Here is a 17,657-nt window from a genome sequence, read left to right as displayed (position 1 = left end):
TTTTCTTTTAACTAATTTTAACAGATTTTTCTAAAAATACGAACTACGAGTATATAAATAGGAAAAGGATAATAATAGTTCCCAAGAAGTTTTAGGCTTCAAATTATTTAGATAACTTTCTTTTTGAGCCTAGTTATTTACTTCATAAAAACAAAAGCCATTAATCATTGTGTTTCAACAATGATTAATGGCTTCCTGGTAGAATACTTAGTGATGTACTAAAAATGTATAATATAAGCGAGTATTATTTCTGTACAATGGGAAAAGTAACGGTAACTTCTGTTCCTTTTCCTTCCTCACTCTTAAAACGAATGGTTCCATCATACTTTTCGATAATATTATAGCAAATCATTAAACCAAGCCCAGTTCCTTTCGCTTTTAAGGAATAGAAAGGCGTTCCTATCTGCTCTAATTGTTCTTCGTTCATCCCTGTACCGTTATCGATAATTACAATTTTTAATTCGTCTAATTCTCCTATTAATTTTACATGGATGGTATCACCAGGCTGGGAGGCTTCAATCGCATTTTTCAATAAATTTACGAATAGTTGTTTAAATTCCATGATATTACATTGAATCTTATAGTCTGTTTCACTTTCTAATTCAATATGTATCGTATCATTCATTGCATATGAATTCAGTAAGTCCATCACTGTATGAAGAGCTAGTTTAACGGAAATAATCTCTGTCTTCGTTTCGCTTGGTTTAGCTAATGATAAAAAATCTGAAATAACTGTCTCAGCTGCTTCTAACTCATCTAACATCAGCTTATATTGTTTTTTTATATGTTCAGGTATTTCCTTATCCTTTTCATGAAGCTGGATAAATCCTTTTACTACCGTAATAGGATTGCGAATTTCATGTGCAACAGCTGCCGCAAGCTGTCCAGTTGTCCGCAGCTTTTCAGCTTGCTTAACTTGAACATAATATAGCTCTTGATCCTTCATTCTTTTTTGAAAAAGCAGGAAAAGAAATAGCAGCAAAAGCTGTGTCCCCAAGAAATTAGTGATAACTCCTATAAAATCCAAATAGCTATAACTATGTATGCCAGGGGTATTATTCATCATCAAATAAATAATTACGCATAACATAATAGTAATGTTCCCTAACAATGTAATATAAAATAATCTAATATGTAAAAATAAGACAGGAATAACTGGGATAAAACAAATCAGCAATATCAAAGCAAATCTGTCAGGAAACCGTAAATACATAAAGAAAAAGTAGGCAGACATCAAAAAAATAATCGTTGCTCTAAAATTTAATGTATCTTTTTTGGGAAAAATGACTAGTAGAATAGAAATACTTACAACGAATAAACATTGCAAGATTAAAGACATCGAAATAATTCGATTATCCTCTATGTAAACTATCACTATCCCTGCGCTCATTAATATGATGAATAAGCCAATAATCATACGATAAAGCTTTATACTAGGTAAAAATTCATTGTCTATCATTAAAACAGTCCTCACATTATATTAAATTGTAGGTTATTTAAATGCTTCTGAAAAATGGTACATCATAATCATAACTGATGTTTTTATAGTACACAATTTGTAATCTTTATTTACTAAGACGTTCAATTTCTTGTCATACGAAGGGTAAGCTTTTTATACTCACTACTATGTAAAAGTCTATTTTACCTTATTATTCCAACTTTTTGTAGTCTAATCTGACTATTCCTTTTTGTTAATTCTATATTATTGCCGTGATTATCATTTATTTAAAAATCCCTATGGTTCATTTATTAGCATTATTCGATCATTGTTTCCATTTAAAAGAATTCAAAAGACCACCTAAGAAATCAAATTAGATGGTCTACTTAAAGACATATGGAAAAATGTGTACATTTATAGTTAATTACTTTCTGCTTTTAAATTACTCGACAATATCGCAAAGAAGTGTAACTCTCTCCTTCTACATTGCCGTATGTATCTTGTTCTTTCTTAAAAATAAATCCTTTCGCTTCATAGAATGGGATTCCTTTTTGATTACCTTTCGCTACTGACACCCATTGCTCACTTGCTGCGAACTCTTCCTTCTGCTGTTTTGTGAGAACATCTAATAATTTTGTACCAATGCCTTCATTCCGTCTATCCGGACTGATGTATAAAACAAACACTTCGCCAGCGGTATCATTTATCATGCCACCACCGATGGCACCGACTACTTCATCATTATCAATGGCAACAAAATAGCCTCCCCATTCTCTACTTGTTTCCGTAACTTCCTTGTGAATTCTTTCCCGATTATAAAACGTTGAAATAATTCTAGTAATATATTCTTTTGAACAGAGATCTTCATATGTTGCCCAGTAGCCATCCCTGCAAACCTTCGCAATTCCTTCTACATCTTTCGGTTCCGCTTTTCTAACTTCAATCACAATCTCACTCCCTGTTATTTATATTATGTAACATTCATTAAGACAAAGGTCGGGAAATTGTATTTTCTATCCATCTGGATCTGCCTCAACAACTTCACATTCACGATTAATAGGTCCTTGGACAATTCTACAGTCTGCTTTCTTAATGGCAGACACAGAAAGTTCTATAGTATCAACCTGTAACTAAATAATTTTCCTCTATTACTTTATATTTTCATATTTCTTTCCATATTAGGATTATAAACTTGCAGCCATTTTTCCGTGATACTTATCATCCATTCTCCCAATTCATTTAAAAAATTTATAATAACTTCTGAATTACTTATTGGATTAACAGCATACTCCAGTGCTTGTTTCATTTCGGATTCTTTGCTAGGAAAATGTTCAGAAAATAGTTTATATGCCGGGTACAGATCCCTTGTGTATTTGTTTTCTTCCACTAGAACCAGTGCTAGTCCTGCCCTAACAATGATTTTCATTATCCATCTGCAGCAATCCAATACATCTTCAACATCTTCGTTCCCAGTAAGTTCTTCTTTTGCTTGTTGAATTTGACTTCTTAAATTCACAAGATGTTCATTGGCAAGTGTTTTGTCTGCTTTATAGTTAGGTAAAAAAACACTTATATCTTTTCCGTAAACACAAATGCTATGAGTTTTTATCATAAACGGGATTATTGAAAAGTTAGTAGTCTCTAAAATATCTTCAATAAAATAGAAACTAAGTTCAACGCCATCAACTGCTTTAAAGTTTTCATTTAAAGCTTGTTCTGCCTTATCCACCCAATTTAAGTCAATGGCATCAATATTTTTATTGGTAATAGCTATCGTATCCAAATCTGATACATTATCTATTCCTAATCCGCGAGGAATAGAACCCCTAATATACACACTATGTAAATGTTCTCCTAAATAAGATTGATATGTTTCTATTACCGCATCTATAATATATTTAAATTCAGGTTTTATGGCATTTATACTCGAATCATTTATGATATGGCCTCTTGAATCTGTCCGACAAAAATGCCCAATATTTTTAATTTCTATCAATAATCTCTCCTTTAAAAGAATTTCATGATTCTTCCAATTAAATTATGATACTATTATATTAACAGATTTTTCTAAACTCGGACTAGGAGTATTGCTTATGAAAATTATCATATTAGGGTCAACTGGATTTTTAGGATCTTCCTTATTTGCACTTGCCTCATCCATCTCTGATTTTTCTGTTTACGGAACTTCCCGTTTTCCAAATGCCCATTCACATATTTTACAACTGGATATAAATAACAAACCTCAAGTAACACAACTAATGAACCATATTGATCCTGATGTTGTTATTTGGTCTTTGATGGATGGAGAAAATGAAATGCAGCTTATTGAGAATGGCCTCAACAATATATTAACTGCCATTCCCCCAAAAACAAAATTAATATATTTGTCAACAGATGCTGTTTTTGTCGACGGCAAAGGTAACTATTCTGAAACAGATCTACCAGGATTCCTACCCAGCGAAGCACCGTTATCTACATATATAAATGCTAAACACGTAGGGGAAGAATTGCTCCTGACAAATCATACAAACCATATAATTATTCGTACAGGTCCTATTTATGGAAAAAATGCTAATCAAGATATTGAAGCCAGAACAAAACGTCTTATTCATGAAATTAAAAAGTATGGATATGCGAATACCCCTGCCAATACGTTCAAAACGTTTGTTCATATTGATGATTTATCAAAAGCAATAATCGAAATCATCAATATGAATTTAACAGGCGTTTTACACGTTGGTCCAATACAGAAAGAAAGCTATTATTCTTTTTATGTCAAAAGATTATCGCAACTTGGATTTGCAACTACCAATCTTCTGCCCTTTTCCATTAACAAGTACGAAAAAGCTTTTCATGCTTTTGATACTTCTTTAAATACCCAAAAAGCCGCTAGCTTACTGAAAACATACTTTCGCAATGTTGAGGAGCAAAGCGGTATAGAATAGAAAGGAAGACAAATTAAAAAATAATCTTTTTAAAAATTATTAGATAAACTGTTATTTATTTTTTATAGAATAAAGTCCAACAATTTCTAGAAAATAATGGAGGTTTTATAAAATGAAATTTTTCTTAAAGTTACATGTTATTAGTATGCTATATGCTCTTATATTTTTTGTTCCGATCGAACTAATGTTAAATGTTTATAGGATTAACAGACTGACAAATTGGGAATTTGGAACGATAAATATGTTAACTGGTACAGCCATTATTGTTGAATTTGTGGTCGGTACAATACTAATCATTCTTTTAACGAAAAAGTGGTTGGATGGGCGAAAGGCAAGTTTTTGGACTATCCTTCTTTGGCTGCCATATCTTGTACTTTTGGTTTATCTATTTGCTGTTTTATTTCCAATGACTCATGGTGAAGATGAGCCTAACCCAGTTACTGGTCTTTTAGCAATAGGAGGATTGATGATTTATCCTTTTTATATATTAATACTTAATTTTTCACTTTATAAAAGGTGAAAACAACAATTAGACTCTTTAGTTCAAAACGCACCATTGTATTTCAACAAAGCCTATAAATGAAAAAATAGCAATTATTCATTTAAGTCAATGGATGTTTAAATAAGCGATTTCCTTGCTAATAGCATATTATCTCCAACTTTTTTGCAGCTTCCGAATGTAAACAATTTGTCCAATGTGGTAGGCGTTATGAGTAGACAAATTTCCTAGAACTTGCCACCACTTTGCCTTCTCCGGGAAACCAATTACATCATTATCTACCTTTTCTTGCGTCAGTAGGTCTTGCCATTGAAGCAGAACAGCTAAGAGGGACTTTTTTAAGTCAGCAAACGTTTTATTTTCTGAAATAATAAAGCTTTCATTATTATCATTTATGGAAGCAACAGCATTTACATGAGATTCTTTGTATCTCTTTTGCCAAGTTTCATTCCAGTAAAGAAGATGTTGGACAATTTCTACAATACTATTACTTTCATCATTAGGTTTCCAAAAAGCTTCTTCCTCTGTTAAATTTACAACTGATTCAGAAAACGGTACATACCAGCTAGGATCGTTCGCATTTGCTAACAATTGATCTTCCAAAACGTCTTTAGCAAGAGACATAACCAATCACACTCCTTCTTATTATAAATATTCTATTTCGACGACCTTCTGAAAACTCCTGTATTATTACATTATTATATATTTTTTTCCTCCTTAACTGCAGAAGACAAATAGCTATTACTAATCCACTAATTTAGAGAGTTTGACCATTATCTATAGTAAATACTTGCCCGGTTATAGATTTTTGAGTTAGTTGAAAAACTATCGCTTCAGCTATATCATCTGGTGTGGAAATCCTTTGAAGTGGTAATTCACCTGTAAGTTGATACATCTTCTCTTCATTACCAGCCCACCACCTTGTTTCAACAGCTCCAGGAGAAATGCTATTAACTCTTATTGAAGGTGCCAATGCGATAGCCAATGACTTTGTCATCGTATGTATAGCAGATTTTGTTGCTGCATATGGGATAGACGAACCTATCCCAGTCATTCCTGCTACACTCCCCATATTTACAATTGCTCCAAAATGTTGTTTTTTCATATAAGGAACAACCGCTTTTATGCAATAGAACATGCCCTTCACATTAACATTGAAAAGAGAATCCCATATATCATCTGTTACTGCATCTAAGTCATCCATAGCTATTTGGGCTGTGATACTCGCATTATTTACTAATCCATCTATAGATCCAAAAGTTTGAACAGTTTGGGATACTAATTCCTTTACTTCCTTTTCGTTTGCTACATTTGCTTTATAAGCAATAGCTATCCCGCCATTTTGTTTTATTTCATTAACAACTTTATGAGCTTCCTTTTCAGATTGATTGTAATTTATCACTACTTTTGCACCTTCAGCAGCTAGTTTTATAGCTGCAGCTCTTCCTACTCCAGTTCCAGCCCCAGTAATGATTACTACTTTATTCATTAATTCCATTTCCGTATCATCCTTACTTATTTTTATTTGTACTATTACATTATGCTTTAATTAAAATGAGGAGTATAATACAGAATAATGAATTAGGTATCATTTTAAATGATAACAGAGAGAAGGGCGAAACTATTGGAAAGTCATGAATTAAAGATTTTCAAACACGTTGCTGAATTGCAATCAGTATCTAAAGCAGCCGAAAAATTAGGATATGTACAACCAAACGTTAGTCAACGAATAAAAAATTTAGAAAATGAACTAGGCGTGCGATTATTTATGCGAAATAATCGGGGAGTAACATTGACTGAAGAAGGGAAAAAACTATTAGATTATACAAATGAAATACTACAATTAATAGACGAAGCTAAGACAGCTATTAATCCTAATAAGTGGAGAGAACCATTAAAAATAGGAGCTTCTCAAACAATTTCTGCCGTTAAGATTCCTTCCTTACTTTCTGCATTTTTAAAAGAATCTAATAATCTAGATGTGAAAGTAAGAACAAGTAATAATTTGATGTTAGAAGAAATGCTTTTCTATGGTGAAGTGGATGGTATATTTGTAAATAGCAGTAAAAATACATCTGATTGCGAGATTGTTTATAGTTACTTAGAGAAAATTATACTAATTTCCCCTATACCTAACCCAATTCTTATTAATTCAAATCAGACGTTGATAGTTAATAGTGATAAAAATTGCATATATAGAAAACACTTATTAGAGTGGTCCAAAGAAAGCAATTTTCATAGTTCTAACATCATTGAGTTTGATTCTCTTGAATCTATTATTCAAGCAGTTCATGATGGATTGGGTATCAGCATAATACCTGCAGACATTGCAAAAACTCGAAAAGGTACCGAGGAAATCATATTCACAGAATTACCTAAAAAGATAAAAATAGACTTTTTAATCAAAAAGAAAAAGCAACACTCACCAGGTTTAAAAAAATTCATTCGCTTTTTGCGAGAAAATAATGAACTAAAATAAAATAGATTATTTTAGGTGGTTTATTGATTTATCGAACTAATTCTTAGATGCTGCTACTTTTAACTTCTAAAGTGTATATTCTGGCCGGATAATATATTACAACTCCAGTTTGTATCCTCGCTCAGATTATAAAACTGCTAGAAACAGGTAAATCTAGCAGAAATACAATTTATTCCGGTAACTTAGATGTTATAATTAGTTTCTCATCTTTATTTTTCGTCTCTATTTTCATTAAATAAACTCCATTATTAGCCGTCATATCAAAAATATCATTATCTTCAATTTCCCCAATTTTTTTTATATTCCCATTATCAATTTGATATTTTTGGAAATGGTTACTAACACCAGTACCAACAAAAACATGATTGCTACCATCCACTCGTAGTCCATTAACTTCCATATACTTACTTGAGAATTCGTTTGCCTTTTTCGTTTGTGTATCGAAAAGAACCAATTTATTGTCTGCAAAAGACTCAGTAAAGAAAGCTAAGTAAACAATTTGGTGATCATTTAATAATTCTCCCCAGCCAATCTTCTTATGAGGACTTTGGAATTCTTCTAACTTGTGCGTTGAAATATTATATAAATAACAGTAGCTTTTTCCTTCCCTTATATCTGTGAAAAGGATTTTTCCATCTTGAACGGATAAAAATGCATTATCAAGAGTATGTGTTTTTAGATTAAAAACAGTTTTATTACGATGTGTCTTTAAATCTCTTATCATAACATAAGATTGATTTTTATTTTGATCAAAATATATCCATGCTAGATAATTATCAGCTAACACAGGAAATTCATTTTTGATCGACTTATCGTTTTCCTTTGTGATCGGCTCAATTTCCCTTGTTTTTGTATTCATGATATATATGTTTTTCTGATCCCCAAAATCATCACTGTCTACCCATGTAACCCATTTATCATTAGCTTTTAGCCCTTGAATAGAAGAACTATCGAATTTTGTTGTGAATAGTGTTTCAACTTTATTAGTTTTTCTGTTGTATTGGATGATTTTATTAGCCATTCCTGAAGGGCTGTTATCAGCTGCACTCATATAAACATTGTCTTTGTAAGCAGCATAGGATGATATTTCTTTATAGGGTAAATTCACATTCACATCAAAATCTTTATCATAAATCTGAGTCTTTTCCGATGATTTAGAATTTGTTGCTGATGACTTTTTTGTTTGAAGTAAATGATTACCATAAAATACGATAAATATAAGTACTAGTATAGTTATTAATATAAATGTATTTTTTCTCGTCATTACGCCCCTCCTTCTTCAATATACAAATTTTTGATTAAAATATAATATGAAAGGTTGTAAGATTCTCACAACCTTTAATGTAGTATTACCAAACCATAACGGGGTTAGAACCCTTTGTCTCTTTGTCAGCTTCATATACTGCTCGAGCTACCCCTTTTTTTGAAACTGTTGTCTTTAATTTTGACCAATATGTTCCCCCTTTTGTAAATTCAGTGTGATGATTTGGATCAACTAAACGAAATTCATCTGCATTTTTATCATACCCGCTTACTGTAACATAGTGCCTATATTTTGTCCCTCTATATTGTTCTATAAAATCAGTTCTCGTTAATAGAATTGGTGCAGTTTTCTTATTCCGTAATGTTGTCTTTACCCGAGTTTCTAATTTTACTGCCGGCTTTGAATATTTAGCGATATTCCCAACAATATAGGGGTTTCCACTAAATTTATACACATATTTATATTTATTAAGACCATCAGCTAAAAAAGTAGATTTTGTACCACCACCGTTGGGGAGAGTACCTATTGTGTTTCCGAAATGCTTTTGACTCGGAAGTTTATCAGAACTACCACTTTTCAATTTATGAAAACTTAGAGATTGTCTACCAGCAGCTACTCCGCAAAAGTTACTATACTGCTGCTTATTATATTTAACAGAAATCGTGTAATGCTCATTGGTTTTAGCAGCTACCTTCGACATAGCTTGTTTCTTTTGAAAGGCCTGTTCTTCTCTTTCAGTTTGTTTATCTCTTTTCTCTTCCAGAGAGTTATAATACTCTTCATTTTGAATATAATTTGGATCATTTAATGCGGCACCCGTACTAATATCATCATTCGCTTTGGTTTCAGTTTCAGCAAATACAGAAATTGGTATTATCAAAGCAGTACTTATAATTGTTACTAAAACTAATTTTATTAATTTTTTATTCATATTATCTTCTCCTCATAAATTTCATTGTTAAATATATCCTAATAATACCATAATATAGAATTCAGAGAAGAGTTTTTTCCTTTCTATAGAAATAGCAAGTATTTTGTACCCTACAGAAATTTATTGAAGGAAATTTTATAATACTCGTATATTTGCTGAACCACACAAAAAACTTCGAATCTTTTAATCTCGAAGTTTTTAACTAACTATATTTCTCTAAACATTATTTTACTTTCCGTTTACTCTGATTCTTTCATCATATAAATAATTTCTTCAATTGAAAGTGTATCCAGTGGTATGTCAACACAAAACTAGACAACTTTTTTTAGGTGTTTCTGTTTATATTCAATAGGGCTTAAATAACCTAACGTTCCATGAATTCAATGTAATTAAACCAATTCACATAGTCGTATAATTCCCTTGATAATTCTTCTAAACTAGTAAAATGCCTTTCCTTAATAAACTCTGTTTTGATAATTTTAAATGTTTCTTCTGCCACTGCATTATCATAAGGACAGCCTTTCATGCTTAATGATTGCTTTATATCGAAAGTCTCTAAAGCTTCATCTATTAGCTTATTTTTAAATTCATTTCCTTGATCCGTGTGGAAATATCGAATCTTTCTTAAATCCTTCTTAATGGAAGAAAAGGCGCGATATACGAGTGCTGCATCTTTGTTTGGACCGGTACTTTGTCCAATGATTTCTCGATTAAAGAGATCAACAAATACACATACGTATTGCTACTTTTTATCGACCCTTACGTATGTCAATCACTAACGACCACTGTCATTTCTTCTTCTTGATGAAAAGCACGATTTTATTCATTTTGTTGCTGGGATTCATTGCACTTCTTTGAATGTGGTTTGAATTGAGCCACAGTATAAGAGGAAACAAGCCCTTGTTCCCGCATAATGCGACCGATTCGGCGTCTAGAAACGATAAATCCTTGTTTTTTTCATTCCACTTTTATCTTACGTGTGCCGTAGTTCTGCCGGCTTAAGCAAAAGATTTCGATGATTTTTGAGGTTATATCATCCTCTGACGCTCTTTCTTTGGCTTCATAATAATAGGTGTTTCTTGAAAGCTGTAGGACTTTACACATTGCTGATATCGAGTATTTGTGTTGGTTATTCTTAATTACATTTACTTTCGTCCTAGTATCAGCCCTGCCTGCTTTAAAATGGCATTCTCCATTTCAAGTTGCTTGTTTCTTTTCCGAAGTTCCTGAAGTTCCTTTTGTTCGGGTGTTATATTATCCTTTTCTTGAAAGGAACCGGTAGTTTGATGCTGATTAATCCACTTATCTAAGGAAGATGGGGTTAACTCATATTCCCGAATGATATCCTTTCTTGGTTTTCCGTTCAGATATAGTTGCACCATTTGTTGTTTGAATTCTGCAGTAAATGTTCTACGTGCTCTTTGGTAGATTCTCCCCTTATTGTCTTATTGGTATTCTACTTGACCTTAAAATATCTGTCCAACTAAGTGTAGCCTATCCATCCATTATTCAATTATAAAAAAGTCTTTTATTAGCTAAACTGTCCCTTTTGTAATATAGAGCATCCACTCCTTATTTGAGGAAAGGACGCAAAACTTAGATGAATATATAAATTACTTCCAAGTTTCATCTAATTTATCTGAATAGAAATTTATAGCTCTTTTATAACTCAGTAATTCAGTGTCATTTGTCGTATTAATTAAACACTTTAGTATCAGCTCCATCGCTTTACTATGTTCTTTTAAATTGTATAAGGTCATGGAATAAAATACTTGAATTGCATGATTATCTGGGAATAATTCCATTCCTTTTAGGAATACGTCTTTTGAATTTTCATATTCTCCTAAAGCTCTATATGTACTCCCTAATCCCAATATTGCACCTTCCATATCCTTAGAAGGTAATCCTATTTTTATAGCATTTTCGTAATATGGCACTGCCTTTTCTTCTTCTCCCAATATATCAAAGCTCCAGGCGTACTGATAATTATATATAGCATCCTCTGGGAAATCCCTTACCAATTTACTAAGCACTTCGTTAGATTCTTTAAAATTACCATTCTTCCGTAGATCTAAAGCTTTATTAAGTTTGATATTCATCACATATATCTCCAATTCTTTTCCTCTACGTCTTTTATCCTAACGCAGTTCTATTAGTAATTCTATTTGAATCATTAAATTCCTTCCTTCGCTACACCATTTGTTCTATGAAGAAAAATAAACTAAAATGGAGTATTCAACAAGAAAAATCATTCTAAGGAGTACTTGAAATGGCCTTTATTGAAAGAGAAAAATGGATATTGCTTGATGGTAATTCTAGTATTAAGAGAACTAGGTCTCAAAAAGGTCCACTTCCCACCTATAGGAAGGATTAATGAGAAGAAATATTGATTTAATTTATGTGGGTTAGGAGAATGTACTACGGATGTGTTTAGACATGGAAAAGGAAAAAATATCATTACATTCGTTTATGATATAGAAAATCTACTAAAATTGGGAAAATAGAACTTTTTCATGATGGAATGTTATTTATATTTAACTAAACAAAATTTCAAGTTAAATACAACAGATAATTTTAGCTTGCATAGAAACTTTTGCACTAATAATCATGTAGTTTAAGAGCAGATTTTATTTGTTTAAAATGATGTAGATCGTGTTCCATTAATCCTTTTAAGTACTCATAAAGTGTTAGTTTAGATTGATTAATCTGTAATTCAATTAACCAATTATCATCAGATATGTTGCTTAACTGATTAATTAACTCGTATCGAATATGTATGCATTTTTTAAAGGTACTCTCTATATCTTCGGTTCTAGCAATTAATGCAGATTGAGAGTTTAAATCATCAGCTTTAGAACCTTTTGGCAAATCTTTAGCTGATAATAAATATGGAATTCTGTATTGAAAAACAAATTCATCCCAAGCATAAAAGTGGCCTATGATTTCTATGACAGACCATTTTCCTTCTCCAATTGGTTTTCTAAGCAGATTTTCATTAAAATTTTCTAATTTTTGTATAAATCCTATAAATTTCTGTTGATGCTCTAAAATTTCTAATTTCTGTTTTAGCAATTGTACCACCCCATATATTTATTCGCATTTATTTGCGAGAACCTCGAATAAATATTTCAAAGTCCCAAAATCTTCTTTTGGTAACATTTCATAAAAGAATGCTATTTAAAAATAAGGCTCGATTATTGAATAACCGATAAAAATCCTTCATGAACTTGCCCCTTTAGATGAATATCAACATTGTTTAATAAATCAATGTTTCTTTAAGAAGTTTAGCATTTCATTGAAAGCTTGTTGGGATGATTTCTCATTAAATTTTATAGAGTATGGGTCGCTAAATCCGTGATGTCCAATATATTTATGTACTTCTATATTCTTTTTATCTAAATTTAAAATTAACTCATCCACATTAAATGATTGCTCCTCTTGAGGAAAGAATAAAATTATAGGACATAGTGGTACTATTTTCGTGAAATTCCTTATTCTCGAACCATAGTATCCCACAACCCCATCAAGACAATCTTCCTCGCTGCACAACCAAGCAATCGTTGCCCCTACACTAAATCCAATAATATATATTTTTTGATATTTATTTTTAACACCTGCTAATAAATTCTTTATTTTATCTGCAGCATCGGAGAATCCTACAGTCTCCATAAAATTGTGATAGGCAACTTTCTCCTCAGAATAATCAAATGGTTGTTCTCGTTCTAATAAGTTTGGGCAGATTACATCAAAATCCTGTTTTGATAATATATCACAAAAATTCTTTATATGTTGATTAATGCCATAGATTTCATGTATGACAATAATTAAATTATCTGATTTTCTCAGTATTTGAAGCATTTTTATTTCTCCTCAAAGGTAATCTTCAATTATATAACCAATAGAGATTAAATCATTTCTTATTCAACTATCCTCCCTCAATAAACAAACACTTATCTCTTAATACGCAGCTATTCTCACTAATACTATATAACTTATTTAGCCTGATAAATTGGGGTTATTAAGGTTCTCGGAAACCATACAGAGCAACAAATGTTACAAATAGACTAGTTAATATCATTGAAATACTAAAAAGAAATAATAAAATTCTATACTTATTCTTTTCTGCGAAAATAGCAAACAAGAAACCTATAATATTGTATAGATTTAGTAAAACAATAAAGGGATATCCCTTAGTTCCAAAAGATAAAGCGGTAAGAAGCTTTTCATCATTTTGTGACAACGAAATAAACAGAAGAAATCCTAATAATGTGGAAATTACAGACAAAATCGAAAAGAATTTTCTCATTTTCCTCCTCCAAATATTTCTCTTAATGACTAAAAGTAAATTTTTTACATAGGTTATATTTAGTATAACATACTGCCATTATTTCCAAAGACACTATGTTTGCTTCTATTTAATCTAACTCTGCGGTAAGTTCTTCTACCAGTGCTTTTTAATGAAAAAATGATTGAAAGTCTGAGTTTTATCTTTTGTTGTAAATATAATTAGCATATATGCCAGTAAGATATTCAAACTCAACAGTTAACTATCTCTATCCCTCACATAAGTCACGTCAAGTGGTCTTTCTTAAATTTGTTCAAAAGTTTTGATATGTTTTTCTAATAAACATTCATTGGTTCCATTTTTGATTTAAATTTATCAAAGGCTCTGTCATCTGTTGAAAAAATATCATTCTTCTTGCAGATATAAACAATTGCAAGGAGTGAATTAGCCAAATTGTAAATTTATCAGCCAAAACTAGGAGCTTATCAGCCAAACTTTAATTTTATCAGCCAAAGCTAGGGGCTTATCAGCCAAACTTCATTTTTTTCAGCCAAAACTAGGAGCTTATCAGCCAAACTTTAATTTTATCAGCCAAAACTGGGGGCTTATCAGCCAAACTTCATTTTTTTCAGCCAAAGTTAAGTGGGAATCAGCCAAACTTTAATTTTATCAGCCAAAACTAGGGGCTTATCAGCCAAACTTTGATTTTATCAGCCAAAAATGGGGGCTTATCAGCCAAACTTTGATTTTATCAGCCAAAAATGGGGGCTTATCAGCCAAACTACATATATCCTGAACTTATTTCTTCCACACCTCGTTATTACTATATAAATATCCTCACCTTTAGTTTCTACATAGTTTAAGAGAATGATCTATGTTACTATTTATTGGTAAACACCATTAAATGGAGATGAGGTAAGTATGATTACTGTTAGAGATATGAATAGATTAGATATAGATTCCATCCGGGAAATTGCTGCTGTCACTTGGAAAAATACATATAGTGAAATCATTCCAGAAGGAATACAAGCGAAAGTTTTAAATGATGCTTATTCAGATGGTGAAATGGATAAACGACTTAACTCTTCTTTAACGCTTGTTGCAGAAAGTAAGGATGAAATTACAGGATATGCATTTTTTTCAGGAGATTTATACAAGAAGGATATATACTTAGAGTCCCTCTATATCCATCCAAATTTCCAAGGGCAAGGAATCGGCAGACAATTATTGAACATAGGAGTTAATAAATTCTCTGATCCTTGGACTCTCTCGTTAACGGTTTATAAAGGAAATCCTAATATATCATTTTATGAAAAAGAAGGATTTAAGATTACCAAGGAAAATAATGGGGATTTCTACGGGCATCCAATGATTTTCACTGTAATGACAAAAGATTTAAAAAATCATTGTTCTTAATAAGAGTAGAGGAAGGTCTTTTAACTTGTTCTTTTGTTTTTGCTTTAGATGGTACAAAAAAGTTAAAATCAATGCTAAAACTACCAAAATAGTTATGAAAAATACGCTTACCTAAGCATAAAAGGGCTAATTTATAATAACTTTCTAAAAAATATGCAACATTTATATTAATTGGTAATAACCCTCGTTTTTGTTTGAATATATTGTAAATACATTACTGCGATAAGTGACTGGTGATTTTAAATGACTAAAAATGATGGTTGTCCCTGCTTATGGTAGGTATTTGTATTATATTATCCTTATTTCTCAACACCAAAAATGCAGGGATTTTCTTCTTGCTTTTCCTTATTTTATCTCTAACAGGCATTATCTTGGCTATTTTTTCAAAAAAATGGAGCAATATTATCCTTGGAGTGCTTCTAAATGGGGCAGCAAGTGTTTTTTTTACATTAGTAGCATTTGCAGTAGGATTTGGTGAGGCTTAAAACCTCCATTCCATTTTTCACTCCAATAGATAGCTTTCAATTAAAGCATCTTTTGGACTTACACTTTTGATAAAGGATATTTCCTGTTCCGTAACATTGGGAACAAAAATCTCTGTTCCCCAATGACTGGAATGTAATACCCTCGTTTTACCATTCATTAAATTTACAGTAAACCATTTTAACGCTCCAGCTTTATTTGAAATATATTGAGTGAAAGCAGCTGTGTTCTTCCCGTGGAAAATCGTTAATTTATCCTCTTGAATTATGTCCGTATCAAGATAAAATTGGGATTTAATTTCTTCTATTGTGGTTGTTTCTTCATTCCAACAATGAATTTCAATACTATCTGCTTTTTGTAAAAAGTACTTCATTATTTGGCGCCAATAACTATTTGGTTCTAAGGAGCTATTTTGTTCTGTATTTAATGGGAAATGCATGATAATGTTTTTTTGCAATAATTTCCCTTCCTTTCTTATTTAACTGGAAACACCCTTCCAAAAAACTTCCCATAAAGCTTCTAGCTTATCATCTACTCTTTTTTCCGAATTAAAATAAACTATTTCTACCATAATTGCCATGATGATTCCTGTAAATGCTAGGTTAAATGTGTTAGTATCTTTTACATAAATTTGGCTATGTTCGATCCATTTGCTGCTTTTTTGAGCAATTAGTTCTTCTTGAAATTGCTCTGCTTCAAAAACCTCTTTTTGGATGACATCATATAAATGTAAGGGTGGGAAAAATCCCATTCTTAGCCAAAACTTCAACATTTCATTCTCTTGGAACAATTCTTTTGTGTATAGTAAATATTCGTAAAGAAAAGTTTCAGGATTATGACTGTCTTCTTTTTCGAAATAATACGCTTTGCGTGTTATTTCTTCTGCTTTTGCTTCCCTTAGTACTTCAAGAAATAATTCATCTTTCCCTTTAAAATGAGAATAAATAGAGGCTTTCTTTATCCCAGCTTCCTCTGCAATTTCTGAAAGAGAAGCTCCTTCAAACCCATTTTGCAAAAAGAACTTAATTGCCGCTTTTTTTATTTCTTCTTTTTTCATCGGACTCTCTCCTTTACGAGATTAGTTTTAAACCAACAGCTGCAACAAGTATCATAGAAATAAATAAAATTCTTTTGCCATCCTTTGGTTCTCCATATACAAACATCCCTAATAGAGCAGAACCAACTGTACCAATTCCAGTCCATACGCCATATGCCGTTCCCATTGATATAGTTTTCATCGCATAGGATAACAACGCAAAGCTACACATAAATCCAATGACTAAATAAAGAAGTGCATCCCATTTTTTCATCGTTAACCGTTTAATATTAATAACGCCAATTATCTCACAACAACCTGCTGCAATTAAAGCTAACCATGCCATTTATTATTCAAGCCTCCTCCTGATTTGCTGCTTCATCTGTTACCATTTTCAAGCCAATTACCCCAATTAATAATACAAGCATCAAAATTATTTTTGCTATATTAATCGGTTCATTAAATAAAACTATTTCTGCGATCACTGTCCCTGCAGTTCCCAATCCTGTAAATACAGCGTAAACTGTTCCAATTGGCAAATATCTTGTCGTATATATCATTAGATAAAAACTAATGACAATTGCTATTATGGTTCCACTCCATTCCCAAAAACTTGATGCATGTTTTAAGCCAGAAACCCACGCAACCTCCACGATTCCAGCACTAAAAACCATCATCCAATATTTATTCAAATTAATTACCTCCCTTATACATAACTACCAACCGTTCGGTAGTTAATTTTGTCACACATTAGTCTCTACGTCAAGACAACACCTGAAAAAGTTTTCTCCAGTAAGGATTCAGTTGTAATTTGCTAAACTGTCAAATTGGATTAACATAAAAGGAAGATGGGTGTTAGATTATATTTCTTTTATAGTTTC

At 31.7% G+C, this 17,657-nt stretch carries 20 protein-coding genes and 1 pseudogene; 5 read left to right on the top strand and 16 right to left on the bottom strand.

The window, feature by feature from the left end:
* Positions 1–244 precede the first annotated feature (244 nt).
* The 3 genes from MHH96_RS16570 to MHH96_RS16560 form a co-directional block, all read right to left on the bottom strand.
* Positions 245–1,459 carry an ATP-binding protein gene (locus MHH96_RS16570; protein ID WP_144545873.1) on the bottom strand — a complete coding sequence of 405 codons (1,215 nt, stop codon included), beginning with the start codon at positions 1,457–1,459 and terminating at the stop codon, positions 245–247.
* A gap of 416 nt (positions 1,460–1,875) precedes the next feature.
* Positions 1,876–2,385, bottom strand: a complete 510-nt coding sequence (locus tag MHH96_RS16565; protein ID WP_144545875.1) for a GNAT family N-acetyltransferase — start codon at positions 2,383–2,385, stop codon at positions 1,876–1,878.
* Between the two features lie 206 nt (positions 2,386–2,591).
* On the bottom strand, positions 2,592–3,434 hold the full coding sequence (locus MHH96_RS16560; protein ID WP_144545877.1) for a nucleotidyltransferase: 843 nt from the start codon (positions 3,432–3,434) through the stop codon (positions 2,592–2,594).
* Between the two features lie 97 nt (positions 3,435–3,531).
* On the opposite strand from MHH96_RS16560, the gene MHH96_RS16555 reads away from it, so the two are divergent.
* Together MHH96_RS16555 and MHH96_RS16550 are read left to right on the top strand one after the other, a co-directional pair.
* On the top strand, positions 3,532–4,383 hold the full coding sequence (locus MHH96_RS16555; RefSeq protein WP_144545879.1) for a sugar nucleotide-binding protein: 852 nt from the start codon (positions 3,532–3,534) through the stop codon (positions 4,381–4,383).
* Positions 4,384–4,495: 112 nt separating this feature from the next.
* Positions 4,496–4,903 (top strand): hypothetical protein, encoded by a 408-nt coding sequence (locus MHH96_RS16550; protein ID WP_047944953.1) that lies wholly within the window; start codon positions 4,496–4,498, stop codon positions 4,901–4,903.
* Between the two features lie 129 nt (positions 4,904–5,032).
* Here the strand turns inward: MHH96_RS16550 and MHH96_RS16545 are convergent, their stop codons facing one another.
* Positions 5,033–5,506, bottom strand: coding sequence for a DinB family protein (locus MHH96_RS16545; protein WP_047944954.1), 474 nt, complete (start codon positions 5,504–5,506; stop codon positions 5,033–5,035).
* 133 nt (positions 5,507–5,639) lie between these two features.
* A complete protein-coding gene (locus MHH96_RS16540; RefSeq protein WP_047944956.1) occupies positions 5,640–6,380 on the bottom strand; it encodes an SDR family NAD(P)-dependent oxidoreductase in 741 nt (246 codons plus the stop codon).
* A 126-nt stretch (positions 6,381–6,506) separates the two neighbouring features.
* Here MHH96_RS16540 and MHH96_RS16535 point away from each other — a divergent pair, with 126 nt between their 5' ends.
* Complete coding sequence (locus MHH96_RS16535; protein WP_047944963.1) at positions 6,507–7,361, top strand: LysR family transcriptional regulator; 855 nt, start codon at positions 6,507–6,509, stop codon at positions 7,359–7,361.
* A gap of 169 nt (positions 7,362–7,530) precedes the next feature.
* Here MHH96_RS16535 and MHH96_RS16530 read toward each other — a convergent pair whose 3' ends face one another.
* From MHH96_RS16530 to MHH96_RS16500, 7 genes and pseudogenes are all read right to left on the bottom strand, one after another.
* Positions 7,531–8,625 carry a hypothetical protein gene (locus MHH96_RS16530; RefSeq protein ID WP_047944957.1) on the bottom strand — a complete coding sequence of 365 codons (1,095 nt, stop codon included), beginning with the start codon at positions 8,623–8,625 and terminating at the stop codon, positions 7,531–7,533.
* Between the two features lie 85 nt (positions 8,626–8,710).
* Entirely contained in the window at positions 8,711–9,556 is an 846-nt protein-coding gene (locus MHH96_RS16525) for a C39 family peptidase (RefSeq protein ID WP_047944959.1), read from the bottom strand.
* 311 nt (positions 9,557–9,867) lie between these two features.
* Positions 9,868–10,986, bottom strand: a pseudogene (locus tag MHH96_RS16520) (IS3 family transposase).
* Between the two features lie 183 nt (positions 10,987–11,169).
* The gene (locus MHH96_RS16515; RefSeq protein WP_047940260.1) at positions 11,170–11,655 is read right to left on the bottom strand and encodes a tetratricopeptide repeat protein; all 486 of its coding nucleotides are present in this window, start codon (positions 11,653–11,655) and stop codon (positions 11,170–11,172) included.
* A 499-nt stretch (positions 11,656–12,154) separates the two neighbouring features.
* The gene (locus MHH96_RS16510) at positions 12,155–12,628 is read right to left on the bottom strand and encodes a DinB family protein (RefSeq protein ID WP_047940259.1); all 474 of its coding nucleotides are present in this window, start codon (positions 12,626–12,628) and stop codon (positions 12,155–12,157) included.
* A gap of 192 nt (positions 12,629–12,820) precedes the next feature.
* On the bottom strand, positions 12,821–13,414 hold the full coding sequence (locus tag MHH96_RS16505; RefSeq protein WP_047940258.1) for a dienelactone hydrolase family protein: 594 nt from the start codon (positions 13,412–13,414) through the stop codon (positions 12,821–12,823).
* A gap of 160 nt (positions 13,415–13,574) precedes the next feature.
* The gene (locus MHH96_RS16500; protein ID WP_047940257.1) at positions 13,575–13,862 is read right to left on the bottom strand and encodes a hypothetical protein; all 288 of its coding nucleotides are present in this window, start codon (positions 13,860–13,862) and stop codon (positions 13,575–13,577) included.
* 900 nt (positions 13,863–14,762) lie between these two features.
* Between MHH96_RS16500 and MHH96_RS16495 the strand changes: the two genes are divergently transcribed.
* Positions 14,763–15,257 carry a GNAT family N-acetyltransferase gene (locus MHH96_RS16495; protein ID WP_053215554.1) on the top strand — a complete coding sequence of 165 codons (495 nt, stop codon included), beginning with the start codon at positions 14,763–14,765 and terminating at the stop codon, positions 15,255–15,257.
* Between the two features lie 272 nt (positions 15,258–15,529).
* Positions 15,530–15,742, top strand: a complete 213-nt coding sequence (locus tag MHH96_RS16490; protein ID WP_047940256.1) for a hypothetical protein — start codon at positions 15,530–15,532, stop codon at positions 15,740–15,742.
* Between the two features lie 17 nt (positions 15,743–15,759).
* Here MHH96_RS16490 and MHH96_RS16485 read toward each other — a convergent pair whose 3' ends face one another.
* Genes MHH96_RS16485 through MHH96_RS16470 form a run of 4 tightly spaced genes read right to left on the bottom strand, consistent with a single transcriptional unit; the run spans position 15,760 to position 17,468 of the window.
* Positions 15,760–16,197, bottom strand: a complete 438-nt coding sequence (locus tag MHH96_RS16485) for a hypothetical protein (protein WP_047940255.1) — start codon at positions 16,195–16,197, stop codon at positions 15,760–15,762.
* A gap of 21 nt (positions 16,198–16,218) precedes the next feature.
* A complete protein-coding gene (locus MHH96_RS16480) occupies positions 16,219–16,797 on the bottom strand; it encodes a TetR/AcrR family transcriptional regulator (RefSeq protein WP_047940254.1) in 579 nt (192 codons plus the stop codon).
* 13 nt (positions 16,798–16,810) lie between these two features.
* The gene (locus tag MHH96_RS16475) at positions 16,811–17,122 is read right to left on the bottom strand and encodes a DMT family transporter (RefSeq protein WP_047940253.1); all 312 of its coding nucleotides are present in this window, start codon (positions 17,120–17,122) and stop codon (positions 16,811–16,813) included.
* 7 nt (positions 17,123–17,129) lie between these two features.
* Positions 17,130–17,468 carry a DMT family transporter gene (locus MHH96_RS16470; protein WP_061800467.1) on the bottom strand — a complete coding sequence of 113 codons (339 nt, stop codon included), beginning with the start codon at positions 17,466–17,468 and terminating at the stop codon, positions 17,130–17,132.
* Between the last annotated feature and the right edge of the window lie 189 nt (positions 17,469–17,657).

Origin of the sequence: Niallia sp. FSL K6-0212 (genome assembly GCF_038007605.1) — a bacterium.
GTDB lineage: Bacteria > Bacillota > Bacilli > Bacillales > Cytobacillaceae > Niallia > Niallia circulans.
This window is presented reverse-complemented; position numbering and strand designations above follow the sequence as displayed.

Coding starts and splice junctions, on each gene's coding strand:
- MHH96_RS16570 (WP_144545873.1), bottom strand. CDS start 1,459: ATGATAGACAATGAATTTTTACCTAGTATAAAGCTTTATCGTATGATT.
- MHH96_RS16555 (WP_144545879.1), top strand. CDS start 3,532: ATGAAAATTATCATATTAGGGTCAACTGGATTTTTAGGATCTTCCTTA.
- MHH96_RS16550 (WP_047944953.1), top strand. CDS start 4,496: ATGAAATTTTTCTTAAAGTTACATGTTATTAGTATGCTATATGCTCTT.
- MHH96_RS16545 (WP_047944954.1), bottom strand. CDS start 5,506: ATGTCTCTTGCTAAAGACGTTTTGGAAGATCAATTGTTAGCAAATGCG.
- MHH96_RS16540 (WP_047944956.1), bottom strand. CDS start 6,380: ATGGAATTAATGAATAAAGTAGTAATCATTACTGGGGCTGGAACTGGA.
- MHH96_RS16530 (WP_047944957.1), bottom strand. CDS start 8,625: ATGACGAGAAAAAATACATTTATATTAATAACTATACTAGTACTTATA.
- MHH96_RS16525 (WP_047944959.1), bottom strand. CDS start 9,556: ATGAATAAAAAATTAATAAAATTAGTTTTAGTAACAATTATAAGTACT.
- MHH96_RS16515 (WP_047940260.1), bottom strand. CDS start 11,655: ATGAATATCAAACTTAATAAAGCTTTAGATCTACGGAAGAATGGTAAT.
- MHH96_RS16505 (WP_047940258.1), bottom strand. CDS start 13,414: ATGCTTCAAATACTGAGAAAATCAGATAATTTAATTATTGTCATACAT.
- MHH96_RS16500 (WP_047940257.1), bottom strand. CDS start 13,862: ATGAGAAAATTCTTTTCGATTTTGTCTGTAATTTCCACATTATTAGGA.
- MHH96_RS16495 (WP_053215554.1), top strand. CDS start 14,763: ATGATTACTGTTAGAGATATGAATAGATTAGATATAGATTCCATCCGG.
- MHH96_RS16490 (WP_047940256.1), top strand. CDS start 15,530: ATGGTAGGTATTTGTATTATATTATCCTTATTTCTCAACACCAAAAAT.
- MHH96_RS16480 (WP_047940254.1), bottom strand. CDS start 16,797: ATGAAAAAAGAAGAAATAAAAAAAGCGGCAATTAAGTTCTTTTTGCAA.
- MHH96_RS16475 (WP_047940253.1), bottom strand. CDS start 17,122: ATGGCATGGTTAGCTTTAATTGCAGCAGGTTGTTGTGAGATAATTGGC.